17 protein-coding genes are annotated in these 15,228 nt (G+C 70.0%); 14 read left to right on the top strand and 3 right to left on the bottom strand.

Annotation, left to right across the window (positions count from 1 at the left end; genetic code table 11):
- Nucleotides 1–122 precede the first annotated feature (122 nt).
- From G537_RS0130235 to G537_RS0130215, 5 genes are all read left to right on the top strand, one after another.
- Nucleotides 123–2,777, top strand: a complete 2,655-nt coding sequence (locus G537_RS0130235; protein WP_026873226.1) for an ABC transporter transmembrane domain-containing protein — start codon at nucleotides 123–125, stop codon at nucleotides 2,775–2,777.
- A gap of 30 nt (nucleotides 2,778–2,807) precedes the next feature.
- A complete protein-coding gene (locus tag G537_RS0130230; RefSeq protein WP_026873225.1) occupies nucleotides 2,808–3,257 on the top strand; it encodes a cyclic nucleotide-binding domain-containing protein in 450 nt (149 codons plus the stop codon).
- 8 nt (nucleotides 3,258–3,265) lie between these two features.
- The gene (locus G537_RS0130225; protein ID WP_026873224.1) at nucleotides 3,266–3,763 is read left to right on the top strand and encodes a class I SAM-dependent methyltransferase; all 498 of its coding nucleotides are present in this window, start codon (nucleotides 3,266–3,268) and stop codon (nucleotides 3,761–3,763) included.
- Nucleotides 3,764–3,855: 92 nt separating this feature from the next.
- The gene (locus G537_RS0130220) at nucleotides 3,856–4,176 is read left to right on the top strand and encodes an ArsR/SmtB family transcription factor (RefSeq protein ID WP_026873223.1); all 321 of its coding nucleotides are present in this window, start codon (nucleotides 3,856–3,858) and stop codon (nucleotides 4,174–4,176) included.
- Entirely contained in the window at nucleotides 4,173–4,637 is a 465-nt protein-coding gene (locus G537_RS0130215) for an SRPBCC family protein (protein WP_026873222.1), read from the top strand. The genes G537_RS0130220 and G537_RS0130215 overlap by 4 nt, the downstream gene beginning before the upstream one ends.
- An 18-nt stretch (nucleotides 4,638–4,655) precedes the next feature.
- Here the strand turns inward: G537_RS0130215 and xth are convergent, their stop codons facing one another.
- Together xth and G537_RS40815 are read right to left on the bottom strand one after the other, a co-directional pair.
- Complete coding sequence (xth, locus tag G537_RS0130210) at nucleotides 4,656–5,450, bottom strand: exodeoxyribonuclease III (RefSeq protein WP_026873221.1); 795 nt, start codon at nucleotides 5,448–5,450, stop codon at nucleotides 4,656–4,658.
- A gap of 63 nt (nucleotides 5,451–5,513) precedes the next feature.
- Nucleotides 5,514–6,803 (bottom strand): MFS transporter, encoded by a 1,290-nt coding sequence (locus tag G537_RS40815; RefSeq protein ID WP_051249324.1) that lies wholly within the window; start codon nucleotides 6,801–6,803, stop codon nucleotides 5,514–5,516.
- A gap of 143 nt (nucleotides 6,804–6,946) precedes the next feature.
- Here G537_RS40815 and G537_RS45275 point away from each other — a divergent pair, with 143 nt between their 5' ends.
- The 8 genes from G537_RS45275 to G537_RS0130165 all read left to right on the top strand — a co-directional run bounded on the left by G537_RS45275 (nucleotide 6,947) and on the right by G537_RS0130165 (nucleotide 12,880).
- Nucleotides 6,947–7,330, top strand: coding sequence for an AtpZ/AtpI family protein (locus G537_RS45275; protein WP_051249323.1), 384 nt, complete (start codon nucleotides 6,947–6,949; stop codon nucleotides 7,328–7,330).
- A gap of 3 nt (nucleotides 7,331–7,333) precedes the next feature.
- A complete protein-coding gene (locus tag G537_RS0130195; RefSeq protein ID WP_026873219.1) occupies nucleotides 7,334–8,053 on the top strand; it encodes a F0F1 ATP synthase subunit A in 720 nt (239 codons plus the stop codon).
- 63 nt (nucleotides 8,054–8,116) lie between these two features.
- Entirely contained in the window at nucleotides 8,117–8,341 is a 225-nt protein-coding gene (locus G537_RS0130190; RefSeq protein WP_026873218.1) for a F0F1 ATP synthase subunit C, read from the top strand.
- A gap of 73 nt (nucleotides 8,342–8,414) precedes the next feature.
- Nucleotides 8,415–8,906, top strand: a complete 492-nt coding sequence (locus G537_RS0130185) for a F0F1 ATP synthase subunit B family protein (protein WP_026873217.1) — start codon at nucleotides 8,415–8,417, stop codon at nucleotides 8,904–8,906.
- Entirely contained in the window at nucleotides 8,903–9,502 is a 600-nt protein-coding gene (locus tag G537_RS0130180) for a F0F1 ATP synthase subunit B family protein (protein WP_051249322.1), read from the top strand. Before G537_RS0130185 ends, G537_RS0130180 begins: the two co-directional genes overlap by 4 nt.
- Nucleotides 9,503–9,608: 106 nt before the next feature.
- Entirely contained in the window at nucleotides 9,609–11,417 is a 1,809-nt protein-coding gene (lepA, locus tag G537_RS0130175) for a translation elongation factor 4 (protein WP_026873215.1), read from the top strand.
- A gap of 90 nt (nucleotides 11,418–11,507) precedes the next feature.
- Nucleotides 11,508–11,819, top strand: a complete 312-nt coding sequence (locus G537_RS0130170; RefSeq protein WP_026873214.1) for a hypothetical protein — start codon at nucleotides 11,508–11,510, stop codon at nucleotides 11,817–11,819.
- Nucleotides 11,820–11,911: 92 nt separating this feature from the next.
- Nucleotides 11,912–12,880 (top strand): MBL fold metallo-hydrolase, encoded by a 969-nt coding sequence (locus tag G537_RS0130165; RefSeq protein WP_026873213.1) that lies wholly within the window; start codon nucleotides 11,912–11,914, stop codon nucleotides 12,878–12,880.
- A gap of 169 nt (nucleotides 12,881–13,049) precedes the next feature.
- Here G537_RS0130165 and G537_RS42540 read toward each other — a convergent pair whose 3' ends face one another.
- Nucleotides 13,050–13,469, bottom strand: a complete 420-nt coding sequence (locus tag G537_RS42540) for an ester cyclase (RefSeq protein WP_051249321.1) — start codon at nucleotides 13,467–13,469, stop codon at nucleotides 13,050–13,052.
- A 229-nt stretch (nucleotides 13,470–13,698) separates the two neighbouring features.
- Here G537_RS42540 and G537_RS0130155 point away from each other — a divergent pair, with 229 nt between their 5' ends.
- A complete protein-coding gene (locus tag G537_RS0130155) occupies nucleotides 13,699–15,111 on the top strand; it encodes an MFS transporter (protein ID WP_211230559.1) in 1,413 nt (470 codons plus the stop codon).
- Nucleotides 15,112–15,228 lie beyond the last annotated feature (117 nt).

The raw sequence follows: 15,228 nt of genomic DNA, 5'->3' as shown, positions 1-15,228 counted from the left end.
CCCGTCACCCGGACCCTTTGCCTGCATATCCGCACCGCCGTGACCGGCGTCACATGCTTTGCGCCATGGAAAGTTCACGCTATGGTCCTGCCCGTGCCCGGCGAGGCTGGACCTGGATCGCGATGGATTCCAACATCTTCAAGTTCATCTTGCGGCACAGCAGCCGCGAGCAGGTCTATATCCTTATCGTCACGTTGATTTCGTTTCCTTTTGTCTATTATTCGCTCGATCTGCCGAAGCAGATCGTCAACGGCGCGATCGACGATAAGGCGGCGGGGGATTTCCCCAGGACGATCCTCGGTTTCCAGTTCGACCGGATCGAATACCTGCTGCTGCTGTCGTTCCTGTTCCTGGCGCTGGTGTTCATCAACGGCGGGTTCAAGCTCTACATCAACATCTACAAGGGCAAGCTGGGCGAGCGCATGCTGCGCCGGCTGCGCTACGAGCTGTACTGCCGGATCCTGCGCTTCCCGCTGCCGCATTTCCGCAAGACCTCGCAGGGCGAGATGATCCCGATGATCACCTCCGAGGTCGAACCGCTGGGCGGCTTCATCGGCGACGCCTTCGTGCAGCCGATCTGGTCGGCCGGGACGCTGATCGTCTACATCTACTTCATCTTCATGCAGGACCCGATCCTGGGCGCGGCGGCGGTGTCGCTGTACCCGCTGCAGGGCTGGCTGATCCCGAAGCTGCAGAAGCGGGTGAACCAGCTGGGCAAGGAGCGGGTGCGCACCGTGCGCAAGCTGGCCGACCGCATCGGCGAATCCGTCTCCGGCATCACCGACATGCATGCCAACGACGCCACCGCCGTGCATCTGGCGGATTTCTCCGACCGGCTGGGGACGATCTACGACATCCGGTTCGAGATCTACAACCGCAAGTTCTTCATCAAGTTCCTGAACAACTTCATCAACCAGCTGACGCCGTTCTTCTTCTACTCGATCGGCGGCTACCTGGTGATCCGCGGCGACATCCAGCTCGGCGCGCTGGTGGCGGTGCTGGCCGCCTACAAGGACTTGGCGGCGCCGTGGAAGGACCTGCTCGACTACTACCAGACCCAGGCCGATATCCGGATCAAGTACGAGCAGGTGGTGGAGCAGTTCCAGCCGCCCGAGCTGCTGCCGCTCGAGCGCATCACCGGCGATGAGGTGATCGAGGGCCCGCTGCCGAAGGAGCTCAGCTTCTCCGCCGTCTCGCTGGTCGACGACAGCGGCATGACGGTGATCGAGGGGCTGACCGCCACCTTCCCGACCGACGGCCATCTCGCCGTGGTCGGCGCCGGGGTCGGCAAGGACGAGCTGATGCTGCTGATGGCGCGGCTGATCTCGCCGACCAGCGGCAAGATCCGGCTCGGCGACCACGATTACGACACGCTGAGCGAGGCGGTGATCGGCCGCCGCATCGCCTATGTCGGCGCGCACAGCTACATGTTCACCGGCACGCTGCGCCAGAACCTGTATTACGGCCTGTCGCACCGGCCGCTGCGCGAGGCGCAATACGACGACGACGCGGCTAAGCGCCGCCGGGCCCGGCGGGCGTCGGAGGCGAAGTCGGCCGGCAACACCGATTTCGACATCAACGCCGACTGGATCGACTACCAGGCGGCGGGGGTGGACGGGCCGGAGGCGCTGCAGGACCGGGCGCTGGAGATCCTGCAGGCGATCGACATGGAGCAGGACGTCTACCGCATCGGCCTGAACGGCACGATCGACCCGGACAAGGCGCCGGAGATCGCCGACCGGGTGCTGGCGGCGCGCGTGTCGGTGCGCAAGACCCTGGCCGAGACCGACCTCGGCGATCTGGTCGAGCTGTACGACGCCGACCGCTTCAACACCTCCGCCTCGGTGGCCGAGAACCTGCTGTTCGGCACTCCCGTCGGCCCGGTCTTCGCCTATGACGCGCTGGCCGAGAACGACTATGTGCTGTCGGTGCTCCAGCGCACGGGCCTGATGGAGGACTTCATCCAGGTCGGCGCCCAGATGGCCGAGACCATGGTCGAGCTGTTCGCCGACCTGCCGCCCGGCCACGAGTTCTTCGAGCAGTTCAGCTTCATCGGCTCGGAGGACCTGCCCGAGTTCCAGCCGATCGTGCTGCGGGCGAGGAAGGAGGGGACGGCGGCGCTGCGGCCGGCCGACCGCACCCGCCTCCTGTCCCTGCCGTTCAAGCTGGTGCCGTCCCGCCACCGCCTGGGCGTGTTCGAGGCCGACATGCAGCAGCGGCTGCTCGACGCCCGCAAGGTGTTCGCCGCCGAGCTGCCGGCGCATCTGCGCCCGTATATCGAGTTCTTCGACGCCGAGCGGTTCAACGAGGCCGCGTCGCTGCAGGACAACATCCTGTTCGGCAAGATCCGCTACGGCCGGCCGGACGCGGCGGAGCGGGTGCAGACCCTGATCCAGACCGTGGTCGACGAGGTCGATCTGCGCGACAGCGTGATCGCGGTCGGTCTCGACTTCTCGGTCGGCGTCGCCGGCAGCCGCCTCTCGGCGGTGCAGCGGCAGAAGGTCGGGCTCGGCCGGGCGCTCCTGAAGAACGCCGACCTGCTGCTGCTGAACGAGGCGACCTCGACCCTCGACGGCGTGGCGCAGGGCCGGGTGCACCGCGCCATCCGCGAGCTGCGCAACGGCCGCGGCTTGATCTGGGGCGTGCATCGGCCCAGCATGGCCCGGGAGTTCGCCGACATCGTCGTGGTGCGCCACGGCCGGATCGTCGAACGCGGCGATTTCCAATCGCTCAACCGCCAAGGCAGCGCGCTGCACGAATTGCTGGAAGCGGAGTAGAATGCAAACAGGGAGCTGGAGGACGGATCGGTGAGCCTTGCGGAAGAAGTCGAGTTGCTGAAGCGGATCCCGCTCTTCGCCAACATCGACACGTCGAAGCTGAAGCTTCTGGCCTTCACCAGCGAGCGTGTCCGCTTCCCCGCGGGGCAGGTGCTGTGCCGGCAGGGGGAGATCGGCCGCGCCGCCTTCATCATCATCGACGGCGAGGCCGACGTGATCGTCGACGCCGAGACCGGGCCCCTGACCGTGGCCTCGGTCGGCCGCAACGACTTCGTCGGCGAGATCGCCATCCTCTGCGACGTGCCGCGCACCGCGACGGTGCAGGCGCGCACCGACGTCACCGCCCTGGTCATCGCCAAGGACCAGTTCTTCCGCATGATCACGGAGTTCCCGCAGATGGCGATCGAGATCATGCGCGTCCTGGCGCTGCGCCTCGAACGGACCACCAAGGAAGCGGCCCGCGCCCGCCAGACGGCCTGACCCGGATCGTGAGTCGCCTCGACAGCTTCATCCGCCGGATGCAGGCGCAGCGCGCCTGTCTCGACTGGGCCGCGCGGGCCATTGCCGGCCTGCCGGGCGACGTCATGGAGCTCGGCCTCGGCAACGGCCGAACCTACGACCATCTGCGCGAGAAGCTGCCGGACCGCGCGATCTGGGTGTTCGACCGCCGGGTCGCGGCGCATCCCGCCTGCATCCCGCCCCGCGACCGCATGGTGCTGGGCGAGGTGCTGGAGACCATGCCGGGCTTCGTCGCGGCGCATCGCGACGGCATGGCGCTGATCCATGCCGATCTCGGCTCCGGCGACGATGCGGCCAACCGGGCTCTGGCGGCGGCGCTGGGACCGCTGCTGGTGCCGGTGCTGGTGCCGGGCGGCGTGGTCGTCGCCAACATCGCCTTCGCCGGGCTGGGGTGGCAGGAGCTGCCGGAGCCCCCCGGCGTCTCGCCCGGGCGGTACTACCTCTACCGTCGTCCCCTGCCGGGCTAGCGTCCTCACCGAGGAGGCTTTTGATCTCCGGCCTCCGCGAAGCCGACCGCCGTCTGGCTTGACAGTGAGTAAGTCAATACTTACGGTAAGTCATGGCTTACGATAAAGCGCTCGCGGCATTGGCCGACCCGACCCGCCGGGCGGTGTTCGAGCGGCTGCGGACCGGGCCCAAGCCGGTCGGCCGCATCGCCGAGGGCCTGCCGGTCAGCCGGCCGGCCGTGTCGCAGCATCTGAAGGTCCTGCGCGACGCCGGGCTGGTGGCCGACCGGGCCGACGGGGTCCGCCGGGTCTATTTCATCGACCCCAAGGGGCTGGGCGCCCTGCGGGCCTGGCTGGACCAGTTCTGGGACCAGGCCCTGGCCACCTTCGCGGCCGAGGCCGAAGCCACGACGACAGAGGAGGAGAGCCGATGACACCGACCATCGCCGTCGCCCCCGTCCGCAAGAGCGTCCGGGTCAAGGCCGAGCCCCGGCGCGCCTTCGACATCTTCACCGCCGGCATGACCCGCTGGTGGCCGCGCCGGCACTCGATCGGCAGCTCGCCGATCCGGGAGGTGGTGGTGGAGCCGCAGGCCGGCGGCCGCTGGTTCGAGCGCGGCGAGGACGGCACCGAATGCCAGTGGGGCCGGGTGCTGGCCTGGGAGCCGCCCGGCCGACTGGTCCTGGCCTGGCAGATCAGCACCCAGTGGCGCTTCGACCCGGATCTGGTGACGGAGGTCGAGGTGCGGTTCTCCGCCGATGGCGACGGCACGCTGGTAGAGCTAGAGCACCGGCTCGACGGCTATGGCCAGGCGGCCGACCGGATGCGGCAGGTCTTCGACGGCCCGGAGGCCTGGGAAGCCACCCTGGCCGGCTTTGCGGAGGCGGTTGAGTAAAGGGCGGTACGCTGCCCCTCACACCTCGACGTCGACCACCACCGGCACGTGGTCGCTCGGCTTCGGCTCCCAGCCGCGCGCCTCGCGCAGGGTGCGGTGCGCCTTCAGGCCGCCGGCCAGCGGCGGGGTGACCCAGATGTGGTCGAGGCGCCGGCCGCGGTCGGAGGCCTGCCAGTCCGTGGCGCGGTAGCTCCACCACGTGTACAGCTTCTGGTCCGGCGGCACGAAGGTGCGGGCGCTGTCGACCCAGCCCAGCGTCGACTGCATCGCCGTCAGCTTCTCGACCTCGATCGGGGTGTGGCTGACCACGTCCAGCAGCTGCTTGTGCGACCAGACGTCGTGCTCCAGCGGCGCGATGTTCAGGTCGCCGACCAGGATCAGCTTCTGGTCCCGGTTCCGGTTCTCCGGCCACCAGGCCGTCATCTCGTCCAGGAACTGCAGCTTGTGGGCGAACTTCTCGTTCACCGCCGGGTCCGGGATGTCGCCGCCGGCCGGGATATAGAGGTTGTGCACCTCGGTGCCGTCCGGCAGGCGGATGGCGATGTGGCGGCAGTCCTCCTTGCCGCACCAGTGGCGGATCTCGTGGCTCTCGAAGGGCAGGCGCGAGATCACGGCGACGCCGTTGTAGCCCTTCATGCCGGAGATCGCGATGTGCCGGTAGCCGAGGTCGACGAAGGGCTGGTGCGGGAAGCTGTGGTCCGGGGTCTTGGTCTCCTGCAGGCAGATGATGTCGGGCGCGGTCTCGTCGATCAGGCGCAGCACCAGCTCCTGGCGCAGGCGGACGGAGTTGATGTTCCAGGTGGCGATGCGCATGGGCCCTCTCTGCGATGCGGCCCGCGACCCTAGAGCAGAACGAAACGGGATGGAATCGCCGCCTTACCGCGCCGGCACGTCCTCGCAGTCGTCATAGCCCGGCTCGGCCTCGGCCTCGTCCTCCGGGCGGATGCGGGGGTCCAGCTCGGCGGGGGCGGGGCTGGAGCCGGCGGCGAGGCCCACGAAATGCTCCGCCTCGCCGGCGGCGACCCGGCCGCGCCGGGCCATGCGCCACAGCACGAAGCCGGCGAAGGCGCCGACCAGCAGCGCGACATAGGCGAACAGCGCGTCCGGGCCCAGCCGCTCCATCGCCACGGTCGCGACCAGCGGCCCGGCGGAGGAGCCGACCGACCACAGGATCAGCAGCGTCCCGGCCAGCGGCACGTAGTCCTGCGGCCTGGCGTGGTCGTTGGCATGGGCGACCGACAGCGGGTAGATCGCCTCGGCCATGCCGCCCCACAGCGCGAACAGCACGATCAACAGGGCGAAGGCCTCCGCCCGGCCCGCGGCGATGCTGCCGAGCGCGGCGACGATGGTGCAGGCCGCCGCGGCCAGGATCACCCAGCGCCGGTCGATCCGGTCGGACAGCCAGCCGAGCGGCCATTGGCACAGCAGGCCGCCGATCTGGGTCGCCGCCATCAGCGTCGCGATCTCGGCGGTGGAGAAGCCGCGATGCACGCCCCAGACCGGGGCCACGCCCTGCAGCGTCGCCGCCACCAGCCCGACCACGACGCAGCCGACCGCGCCGACCGGGGAGTTGCGGTAGGCCTTGCCCAGGATCGGCCGGATCCGGTGCGGCACGCTGGGGTGGCGCGACCGGGTCAGCGTCACCGGGATCAGCGCCAGGGTGAAGGCGGCCGAGGCCAGGACGAAGGGCAGCACGTCACTGGTGTCGAGCACGGTCAGCAGAGCCTGGCCGGCGCCCAGCGCCAGCATCACCACGACGACGTAGCTGGTCAGGATGCGGCCGCGCAGATGCCGCGGCGTCAGCTCGTTCAGCCAGCTCTCGGCCACCATGAACAGCCCGGCGGAGCAGAAGCCCATGGCCAGACGCAGCAGGAACCAGCCGGGCAGCCCGACGGTCCAAGGCAGCGCCAGGCCGGCCAGGCAGGAGGCGGCGGCGAAGGCGGAGAAGGCGCGGATATGGCCGACCAGGCGGATCAGCCGGCCGACGAACAGGCAGCCGATCAGGAAGCCGAGGGCGCTGGCCGCGACCACCAGGCCGACCCGGTCGGCCGACAGCCCGGCTTCGGTCAGCCGCACCGGCACCAGGGTCGAGAAGACGCCCTGGCCGAGCGAGACGATGGTGATGCCGGCGAGGATCGCCGCGACGGCCAGGAGCGGGCTGAGCATGACCGACTCTAGCCCGGCGGAGCGGGCCGCGGCCAGCGCCGCGGAACCGGCCGGTTTCGCCGTCCGTTTGTCGCCTTGACGGAACACCGCACCGTCACTAAGGTGCGCGCCGCTTGAGGTGGGGGTGGCCGCCGCCCGAAAGGGTGTCCGACGACGTGACCCAGAACGACCAGAACCCGCCGCCGCTTTCGGATTTCGACCGCCGCCTGAAGGAGGCGAAGTCGAAGCTGCCGGGGGCGGGGCGCGAGGCGAAGGGCGGGGATGACGGGCGCGATGTCGGCCGTGCTGGCATGGCCGCCGGCTTCCGAATCGCGGTCGAGCTGCTCGCCGCGATCGTGGTCGGCGCCGGAATCGGCTGGGGTCTCGACCGATGGCTCGGCACGCGGCCCTGGTTGTTGATTCTGTTCTTCATCCTGGGTGCGACGGCCGGCTTGATGAATGTCTACCGGACCGGCATGGAGCTGGACCGGGCGGCGAAGGCGAAGCGGGCCGCCGAACAGGCGGAGCGAAACCGGGGCGGGAGATAAGGCGTGGCGTCGCCAACCGAGCAGTTCCAGATCCAGAAGATCCTGCACGTCGACATCGGCGGCCTGGATCTCTCCTTCACCAACTCGTCGCTGTTCATGGTGATCGCCGCCGGCGTCGCTTCGGCGGTGCTGTTCTTCGGCGCCCGCGGCGCCCTGGTCCCGGGCCGGGTGCAGTCCTTCGCCGAGATGCTGTACGAGCTTGTCGCCAACATGATCCGCGACAACGCCGGCAAGGAGGGGATGAAATACTTCCCCTTCATCTTCACGCTGTTCATCTTCATCCTGTTCGGCAACGTGATCGGGATCATTCCCGGCACCTTCACCTTCACCAGCCACATCATCGTCACCTTCGCCCTGGCCTTCGTGGTGTTCCTGGGCGTCACGGTGATCGGCTTCGCGCGGCACGGCGCCGGCTACCTGCGGATGTTCTTCCCGCACGGCGCGCCCCTGTGGACCGCGGTGATCCTGGTGCCGGTCGAGCTGATCTCCTACCTGTCGCGGCCGATCAGCCTCTCCGTCCGACTGTTCGCCAACATGACGGTCGGCCACGTGCTGCTGAAGGTCATCGGCGGCTTCGTCATCGCCCTCGGCATCGGCGGCATCGTGCCCTTCGCCTTCCTGGTGCCGCTGACGCTGCTCGAGCTCTTCATCGCCGTGCTGCAGGCCTACATCTTCACCATCCTCAGCTGCGTCTACCTGCACGACGCGCTGCACCTCCACTGACGGATCGCAGCCCGCGAACCGTTCCGGTCCAACCACCAGAACCCATCCACGAAGGAAGAGAAAATGGAACTCGAAGCTGCCAAGTTCATCGGCGCGGGCCTCGCTGCGATCGGCATGATCGGCGCCGGCATCGGCGTGGGCAACGTCTGGGCCAGCTACATCGGCGCGCTCGCCCGCAACCCGGCGGCCAAGGAAGAGATCGGCGCCAGCATCTGGATCGGCTTCGCCGTGACGGAAGCCATCGCGCTGTTCGCGCTGATCGTCGCGCTGATCGCGCTGTTCGCCTGACGATCTCGCTGCCTAACGTCATGGGCCGGCCGCAGCCCTAGCGGCCCGGGGCCGGCCCGGCAGGGGGAGTCGGATGCCACAGTTCAATCCCGAGTGGTTTGCGTCGCAGCTGTTCTGGCTCGCGGTCGTCTTCATCGCTCTGTACTGGCTCTTGTCGCGCCGGCTGCTGCCGCGGCTGGCGGAGACGATCGACCAGCGCGCCGCCAAGATCGCCGGCGATCTGGAGCGGGCCGAGGCCGTGCGCAACGAGACCGAAACGGTCAGCCAGGCCTATGAGGCCGCGCTGGCCAAGGCTCGGGGCGAGGCCCAGGCCGCCATCGCCGCCGCGAATCAGGAGATCGCGGAGCTGACGGCGCGCCGCCAGGCCGCCTTCGCCGCGGAGCTCGCCGCCCGGACCGCCGAGGCCGAGGCCCGGATCGGCAAGATCCGCGCCGATCTGAAGGCCGACGCCCGCGACATCGCGACCGAGGTGGCCGGCGTTCTGGCCGCCAAGCTGACCGGCACGGCGCCGGACCAGGCCACGGTCACCGCCGCGGTCGACGGCGCGCTGGGAGGGGCCCGATGAGCGTTCTCGACATCATCGCGAACGAGGTCTTCATCGGCGCCGCGCACGCCCAGGATGCGGGCCACGCCCAGACCGAGCTCCAGCATATCGAGCACGCCGAGGAAGACACCCACGGCGCGGTCGAATGGGTGCTGGCCGCGGCGCTGGTCCTGCTCCTGGTGCTGCTGGCGGTGAAGGCCCGCTCGGCCATCCTCGGGGTGGTCGACAAGCGCACCGAGCGGATCCGCGAGGATCTGGCGGAGGCGGAGCGGCTGCGCAGCGAGGCCGAAGGCCATCTCGCCCAGGCGCAGGCGCGCCAGCGCGAGGCGGCGGCCGAGGCCGCGGCGATCATCGAGCGCGCCAAGCACGATGCCCAGCGCCTGCGCGAGAAGGCGGCGGTGGACATCGAGGAGGCGATGAAGCGGCGCGAGGCCATGGCGCTGGAGCGCATCGCCCAGGCCGAGGCCCAGGCGCTGGCCGAGGTTCGGTCGACCGCGGTCGGCGTCGCCGTCACGGCCGCCCGTGACCTGGTCGGCCGGCAGCTCGCCGCCGACCCGGCCAAGGGGTCGGCGCTGATCGACGACGCGATCGCGGATCTCGGCGGCAAGCTGCACTGATCCCTGCCGAATCTAAGACACGGACGGGCCCGGTTTCGACCGGGCCCTTTCGCTTTGGGCCCGCTGCCCTTATGGTCCGGGCCGATCACGTCTCCAGGCGCATGCGATGAGCTTTCCCCAGGACCATATCCGCAACTTCTCGATCATCGCCCATATCGACCACGGCAAATCCACCCTGGCGGACCGGCTGATCGAGCGCTGTGGCGGCATCGAGCAGCGCGAGATGAAGGCGCAGCTCCTGGACTCGATGGACATCGAACGGGAGCGGGGCATCACCATCAAGGCGCAGACCGTGCGCCTGACCTACACCGCCCGCGACGGCGAGACCTATCAGCTGAACCTGATGGACACGCCCGGCCATGTCGACTTCGCCTACGAGGTCAGCCGGTCGCTCGCCGCCTGCGAGGGCTCGCTGCTGGTGGTCGATGCCTCGCAGGGTGTCGAGGCGCAGACCCTGGCCAATGTCTACCAGGCGATCGACGCCAACCACGAGGTGGTGCCGGTCCTCAACAAGATCGACCTGCCGGCGGCGGAGCCGGAGCGGGTGAAGCAGCAGATCGAGGACGTGATCGGCCTCGACGCGTCGGACGCGGTGCCGATCTCGGCCAAGACCGGCCTCGGCATCGACGATGTGCTGGAGGCGATCGTCCACCGCCTGCCGCCGCCGAAGCAGGCCGACCCGACCGCCCCGCTCAAGGCGCTGCTGATCGACAGCTGGTACGACCCCTATCTCGGCGTCGTCATCCTGGTGCGGGTGGTCGAGGGCACGCTGAAGGTCGGCCAGAAGATCCGCTTCATGGCGACCGGCGCGGCGCGCGAGCTCGACCGCGTCGGCTACTTCACGCCGAAGGCGGTGCAGGTGCGCGAGCTCGGCCCCGGCGAGGTCGGCTTCGTCACCGCCGGGATCAAGGAGATCGTCGAGACCAAGGTCGGCGACACCATCACCGAGGACCGCCGCCCGGCCGAGGCGCCGCTGCCCGGCTTCAAGCCCTCGGTCCCGGTGGTCTGGTGCGGCCTGTTCCCGACCGATTCCGGCGATTTCGAGCGGCTGCGCGACAGCCTGGGCAAGCTCGCCCTCAACGACGCCAGCTTCCATTTCGAGGCCGAGACCTCGGCCGCGCTGGGCTTCGGCTTCCGCTGCGGCTTCCTGGGCCTGCTGCACCTCGAGATCATCCAGGAGCGGCTGGAGCGCGAGTTCGACCTCGACCTGATCACCACCGCGCCGTCGGTGGTCTACAAGCTGCACCTGACCGACGGGTCGGTGCTGGACCTGCACAACCCGGCCGACATGCCGGACGTGATGAAGATCGACCGGATCGAGGAGCCCTGGATCAAGGCCACGATCATGCTGCCGGACGAGTATCTCGGCGGCATCCTGCAGCTGTGCACCGAGCGGCGCGGCGAGCAGGTGGAGATGACCTATGTCGGCGGCCGGGCCATGCTGGTCTACCGCCTGCCGCTGAACGAGGTGGTGTTCGACTTCTACGACCGCCTCAAGTCGATCAGCCGCGGCTATGCCAGCTTCGACTACCAGATCGACAGCTACCGCGAGGGCGACCTGGTGAAGCTGTCGATCCTGGTGAACCAGGAGCCGGTCGACGCGCTGGCGATGATCGTCCATCGCAGCCAGGCCGACCGCCGCGGCCGGCACCTGTGCGAGCGGCTGAAGGACCTGATCCCGAAGCAGCTGTTCAAGATCGCCATCCAGGCGGCGATCGGCGGCAAGGTGATCGCCCGCGAATCGATCTCCGCCCTGCGCAAGGACGTGCTGGCCAAGTGCTATGGCGGCGACGTCAGCCGCAAGCGCAAGCTGCTGGACAAGCAGAAGGAAGGCAAGAAGCGGATGCGCCAGTTCGGCGAGGTCGAGATCCCGCAGAGCGCCTTCATCGCCGCGCTGAAGATGGGGGACCAGTAGCCCGCAGGCTGCGGAACCGTTGCCCCGTCCCGCTGTTGCAATTCAGGCATCGCCCGCGATGCGGACCGCAACTCCCGGGAGGGCTGCGCCATGGCGACCGAGATCGAGCCGGTGATCGTCTATGAGGAGGACGGCCGGCAGAAGCTGTTCAGCCGCGCCGACGAGCTGGTGGACTGGCTCGGCTCCCTGTTCCAGACCGTCTCCGACGAGCGCAGCGTCGAGCATGAGCGGGCCGGGCTGAACCATGAGGAGCTGCTCGGCCGGATCGACGCGCTGCTGAGGGACCTCAAGGCCGACATCGCCGCCGGCAAGCCGCGGATCAGCCTGGCGACGCGCAGCGAGGCCGCCGGCCTGGTCGCGGCCTTCCGCACCGTGCACCCGCCCACGGGCAAGCTGCCCTAGGCTTGCGCCCCCGATTCGTTTCCGCTGCGTTCGCGCTGCGTTTCGGTTAGCCTCCCCGGGTCGGGTCATCACGACCCATTCGGAGGCCTTTCATGTCGCTCACCCGCCGCCATGTCCTGGCCGCGGCGCTCGCCGCCCCGGCCCTGCCCCTGCTCGCCTCCCTACCGCAGCCTGTTCTGGCGCGGGCGGTCCCGCCTGCCGGGCAGGTTCCCGGCCTCTACCGCTTCAAGGTCGGCGCCTTCGAGGTGACCAGCATCAACGACGGGATGCTGAACATCACGCTCGACCAGTTCCCCGCCGCCGACCGCGCCGGGGCCGAGGCGCTGCTGCAGCGGGCCTTCCAGCCGCCCGCGGCCATCCCGACCGCGGTCAACGCCTATCTGGTCAACACCGGCGACCGGCTGGTGCTGATCGACACCGGCACCGCCGCGGCGATGGGGCCGTCGCTCGGCAAGGTCGGCGCCAACCTCAAGGCCGTCGGCGTCGACCCCGCCGATGTCGACCTGGTGGTGCTGACCCATATGCATCCGGACCACGCCAACGGCCTGATCGACCCCGCCGGCGCCGCCGTCTTCGGCAAGGCCGAGCTGGCGGTGGCCGAGGCGGAATACGGCTTCTGGACCGATGACGGCATCCTGTCCCGCGCTCCGGCCGAGGTGCATCCGTTCTTCGCCATGGCCCGGGCGGCGGTGAAGCCCTATGCCGGCGACCGCCTCACCCGCTTCGGCAAGGAGGCCGAGATCGCGCCCGGCATCCGTGTCCTGGCCGCGCCGGGCCACACCCCCGGCCACAGCATGATCGAGGTGACGTCGGGCGACGACCGGCTGCTGATCTGGGGCGACATCGTGCACGCCGCGGCGCTGCAATTCGCCAAGCCGGACTGGGCGATCAACTTCGACGTCGACCAGCAGGCCGCGATCGCCAGCCGCAAGCGGGTGCTGGACCGGGTCGCCGCCGACCGGGTCCTGATCGCCGGCGCGCATCTGGCCTTCCCCGGCATCGGCCATGTCGGCCGGGTCGGCGATGGCTACGAGTTCGTGCCCGCCTTCTGGCAGCCCTGAGAGATCGGTCTTTGAGGGGTCATAGCAGCGGCCGGAACTATTGACCCGTCATGGCGAGCCCCGAAGGGGCGTGGCCATCCGGGGGTGTGCTGCTGGATGGCCACGGCGCTACGCGCCTCGCCATGACGGAAGGGTCTGGAGAGGTCGGTCTCCAGGGCGGCCGCTGGCATCACAGCATCGCCGCCGGGTCCAGCTCGCGCGGGATGTGGCCCAGCTGCTGCAGCAGGCCGAGCTTGTCCCAGGCGTCCCAGATCCGTGTCGCCCGGCCGCCCTCGATATGGGCGAAGGACAGGCCGCCGATGTCGACCGGCACCGGTCCGGCCGGGCCGGCGGCGGACCCCCGCGCCCGCCAGCGCAGGGCCACGCGGTCGTCGGCGGCCAGCACCTCCTCGACCGTGAAGGTGATGTCCGGGATCGCCTGCTGCAGCCTGGTGCAGAGCTGCTTCATCTCCTCCCGCGACCGGCCGGCGCCGCTGTGCAGGTCGGTCGCGGCGCAGTCCTCGCACAGGAGCTCGTCCGCGGCCTCCAGCCGCCGCTCGTTCCAGACCTCCTGGAACCAGCGGCGGACCAGCATCTCGTTCGGATGCATCGTGCCCTCCCCGGGATCCGTCCCGACGCCAGTGTAGCGCCGCCGGGGCCCCGGCCGGCCCGGCGGATCCGGCAGGGAACCGGCCGCGCGGCCCGCGCCTGGGTCATGGCTGCGACCGATTGCATCGTCCCGGCTGATACGCCGTCACGGCATTGGTCGCCGCCGCCGCAGGCCGCGATGATGCGTCCGCCGGAAGGGGCCGATCCGGAAAGGTGCCGTGATGCGTGCGATGACGAACCAGCCAGTGCCAGCCGTACCGGCCGCGGCGGACGGGCTGCCGGTGCCGCGCCGCTACGGCGCGGTGCTGACCCTGTCGATCGCCATCGCCATGGCGGTGCTGGACACCGCCATCGCCAACACCGCCTTGCCGACCATCGCCGCCGACCTGCAGGCCAGCCCGGCCGCCTCGGTCTGGGTCGTCAACGCCTACCAGCTGGCGGTGGTGGTGTCGCTGCTGCCGCTGGCGGCGCTGGGTGAGATCGTCGGCTACCGCACCATCTACATCGCCGGCCTGGCCCTGTTCACCGTGGCCTCGCTGGTCTGCGCCGCCGCCTGGTCGCTGCCCAGCCTGACCGCGGCGCGGGTGCTGCAGGGCTTCGGCGCCAGCGGCATCATGAGCGTGAACGCGGCGCTGATCCGCTTCAGCTATCCCAGCCGCTCGCTCGGCCGCGGCATCGGCTTCAACACCCTGGTGGTGGCCGTGTCCTCCGCCCTCGGCCCCACGGTCGCCGCCGGCATCCTGTCGGTCGCGCCCTGGCCCTGGCTGTTCGCGGTGAACGTGCCGCTCGGCATCGTCGCGCTGATCGTCGCGGTGCCGACCCTGCCGCACACCGCGCGCTCGGCCCACCGCTTCGACGTGATCAGCGCCGTCCTGAACGCCGGCGCCTTCGGCCTGCTGATCCTGGCGATCGGCGAGGGCGCGCACCAGGCCGGGCCGCTGGAGATCGGGCTCGCCCTCGCCGCCGCTCTCGCTTTCGGCGTGGCACTGGTGCGTCGGCAGGCGGCGCACCCGGCGCCGATGCTGCCGCTCGACCTGTTCCGGCGGCCGGTCTTCGCTCTGTCGGCGGTCACCGCCGCCTGCTCCTTCGCCGCTCAGGGCCTGGCCTTCGTCGCGCTGCCCTTCTACTTCCAGGCCACGCTGGGCCGCAGCGAGGTCGAGACCGGCCTCTTGATGACCCCCTGGCCGGTGGTGGTGGCGATCATGGCGCCGATCGCCGGCCGGCTGTCCGACCGCTACTCCGCCGGTGTCCTCGGCGGCATCGGCCTGTTCATCCTCTGCCTCGGCCTGGCGCTGCTGGCCCTACTGCCGCCGGATCCCGGCGTATTCGACATCTGCTGGCGCATGGCGCTGTGCGGCTGGGGCTTCGGCTTCTTCCAGGCGCCGAACCAGAAGGCGCTGCTGGCTTCGGCCCCGCCCGAGCGTGCCGGCGGTGCCAGCGGCATCGTCGCCCAGGCCCGGCTGATGGGGCAGACCACCGGCGCGGCGCTGGTGGCGCTGTGCTTCGGCCTGGCGGGCGCGCAGGGGCCGGCGCTGGCCCTGGCGCTGGGCGCCGTCTTCGCCGGGCTGGCCGGCATCGCCAGCTGGGCGCGCCTCTTGCCCGACGACCCCTCCCGCCGGCCGCGGCCAGTGGATCGGCAGTGATCCCGGCAGAGAGATCCGAGCCCCCACCCTCCCGTCGCCTTCGGCATCGGGCCCCTCCCTCTCCCCAAGGAGAGGGAAGCGGAGCCGCGCTCTTACACCTCTCCTTGGGGAGAGGTC

The sequence above is a fragment of the Inquilinus limosus DSM 16000 genome (assembly GCF_000423185.1).
In the GTDB taxonomy this organism is placed as follows: domain Bacteria; phylum Pseudomonadota; class Alphaproteobacteria; order DSM-16000; family Inquilinaceae; genus Inquilinus; species Inquilinus limosus.
The sequence above is the reverse complement of the archived record's forward strand: the minus strand, read 5'-3'. Positions and strand labels throughout refer to the sequence as shown.

Excerpts from the sequence above, each read along its gene's own strand:
- G537_RS0130165 (WP_026873213.1), top strand. The coding sequence starts at position 11,912 with ATGTCGCTCACCCGCCGCCATGTCCTGGCCGCGGCGCTCGCCGCCCCG.
- G537_RS0130215 (WP_026873222.1), top strand. The coding sequence starts at position 4,173 with ATGACACCGACCATCGCCGTCGCCCCCGTCCGCAAGAGCGTCCGGGTC.
- G537_RS0130155 (WP_211230559.1), top strand. The coding sequence starts at position 13,699 with ATGACGAACCAGCCAGTGCCAGCCGTACCGGCCGCGGCGGACGGGCTG.
- G537_RS0130180 (WP_051249322.1), top strand. The coding sequence starts at position 8,903 with ATGAGCGTTCTCGACATCATCGCGAACGAGGTCTTCATCGGCGCCGCG.
- xth (WP_026873221.1), bottom strand. The coding sequence starts at position 5,450 with ATGCGCATCGCCACCTGGAACATCAACTCCGTCCGCCTGCGCCAGGAG.
- G537_RS40815 (WP_051249324.1), bottom strand. The coding sequence starts at position 6,803 with ATGCTCAGCCCGCTCCTGGCCGTCGCGGCGATCCTCGCCGGCATCACC.
- lepA (WP_026873215.1), top strand. The coding sequence starts at position 9,609 with ATGAGCTTTCCCCAGGACCATATCCGCAACTTCTCGATCATCGCCCAT.
- G537_RS0130220 (WP_026873223.1), top strand. The coding sequence starts at position 3,856 with ATGGCTTACGATAAAGCGCTCGCGGCATTGGCCGACCCGACCCGCCGG.
- G537_RS42540 (WP_051249321.1), bottom strand. The coding sequence starts at position 13,469 with ATGCATCCGAACGAGATGCTGGTCCGCCGCTGGTTCCAGGAGGTCTGG.
- G537_RS0130190 (WP_026873218.1), top strand. The coding sequence starts at position 8,117 with ATGGAACTCGAAGCTGCCAAGTTCATCGGCGCGGGCCTCGCTGCGATC.
- G537_RS0130170 (WP_026873214.1), top strand. The coding sequence starts at position 11,508 with ATGGCGACCGAGATCGAGCCGGTGATCGTCTATGAGGAGGACGGCCGG.
- G537_RS0130235 (WP_026873226.1), top strand. The coding sequence starts at position 123 with ATGGATTCCAACATCTTCAAGTTCATCTTGCGGCACAGCAGCCGCGAG.
- G537_RS0130185 (WP_026873217.1), top strand. The coding sequence starts at position 8,415 with ATGCCACAGTTCAATCCCGAGTGGTTTGCGTCGCAGCTGTTCTGGCTC.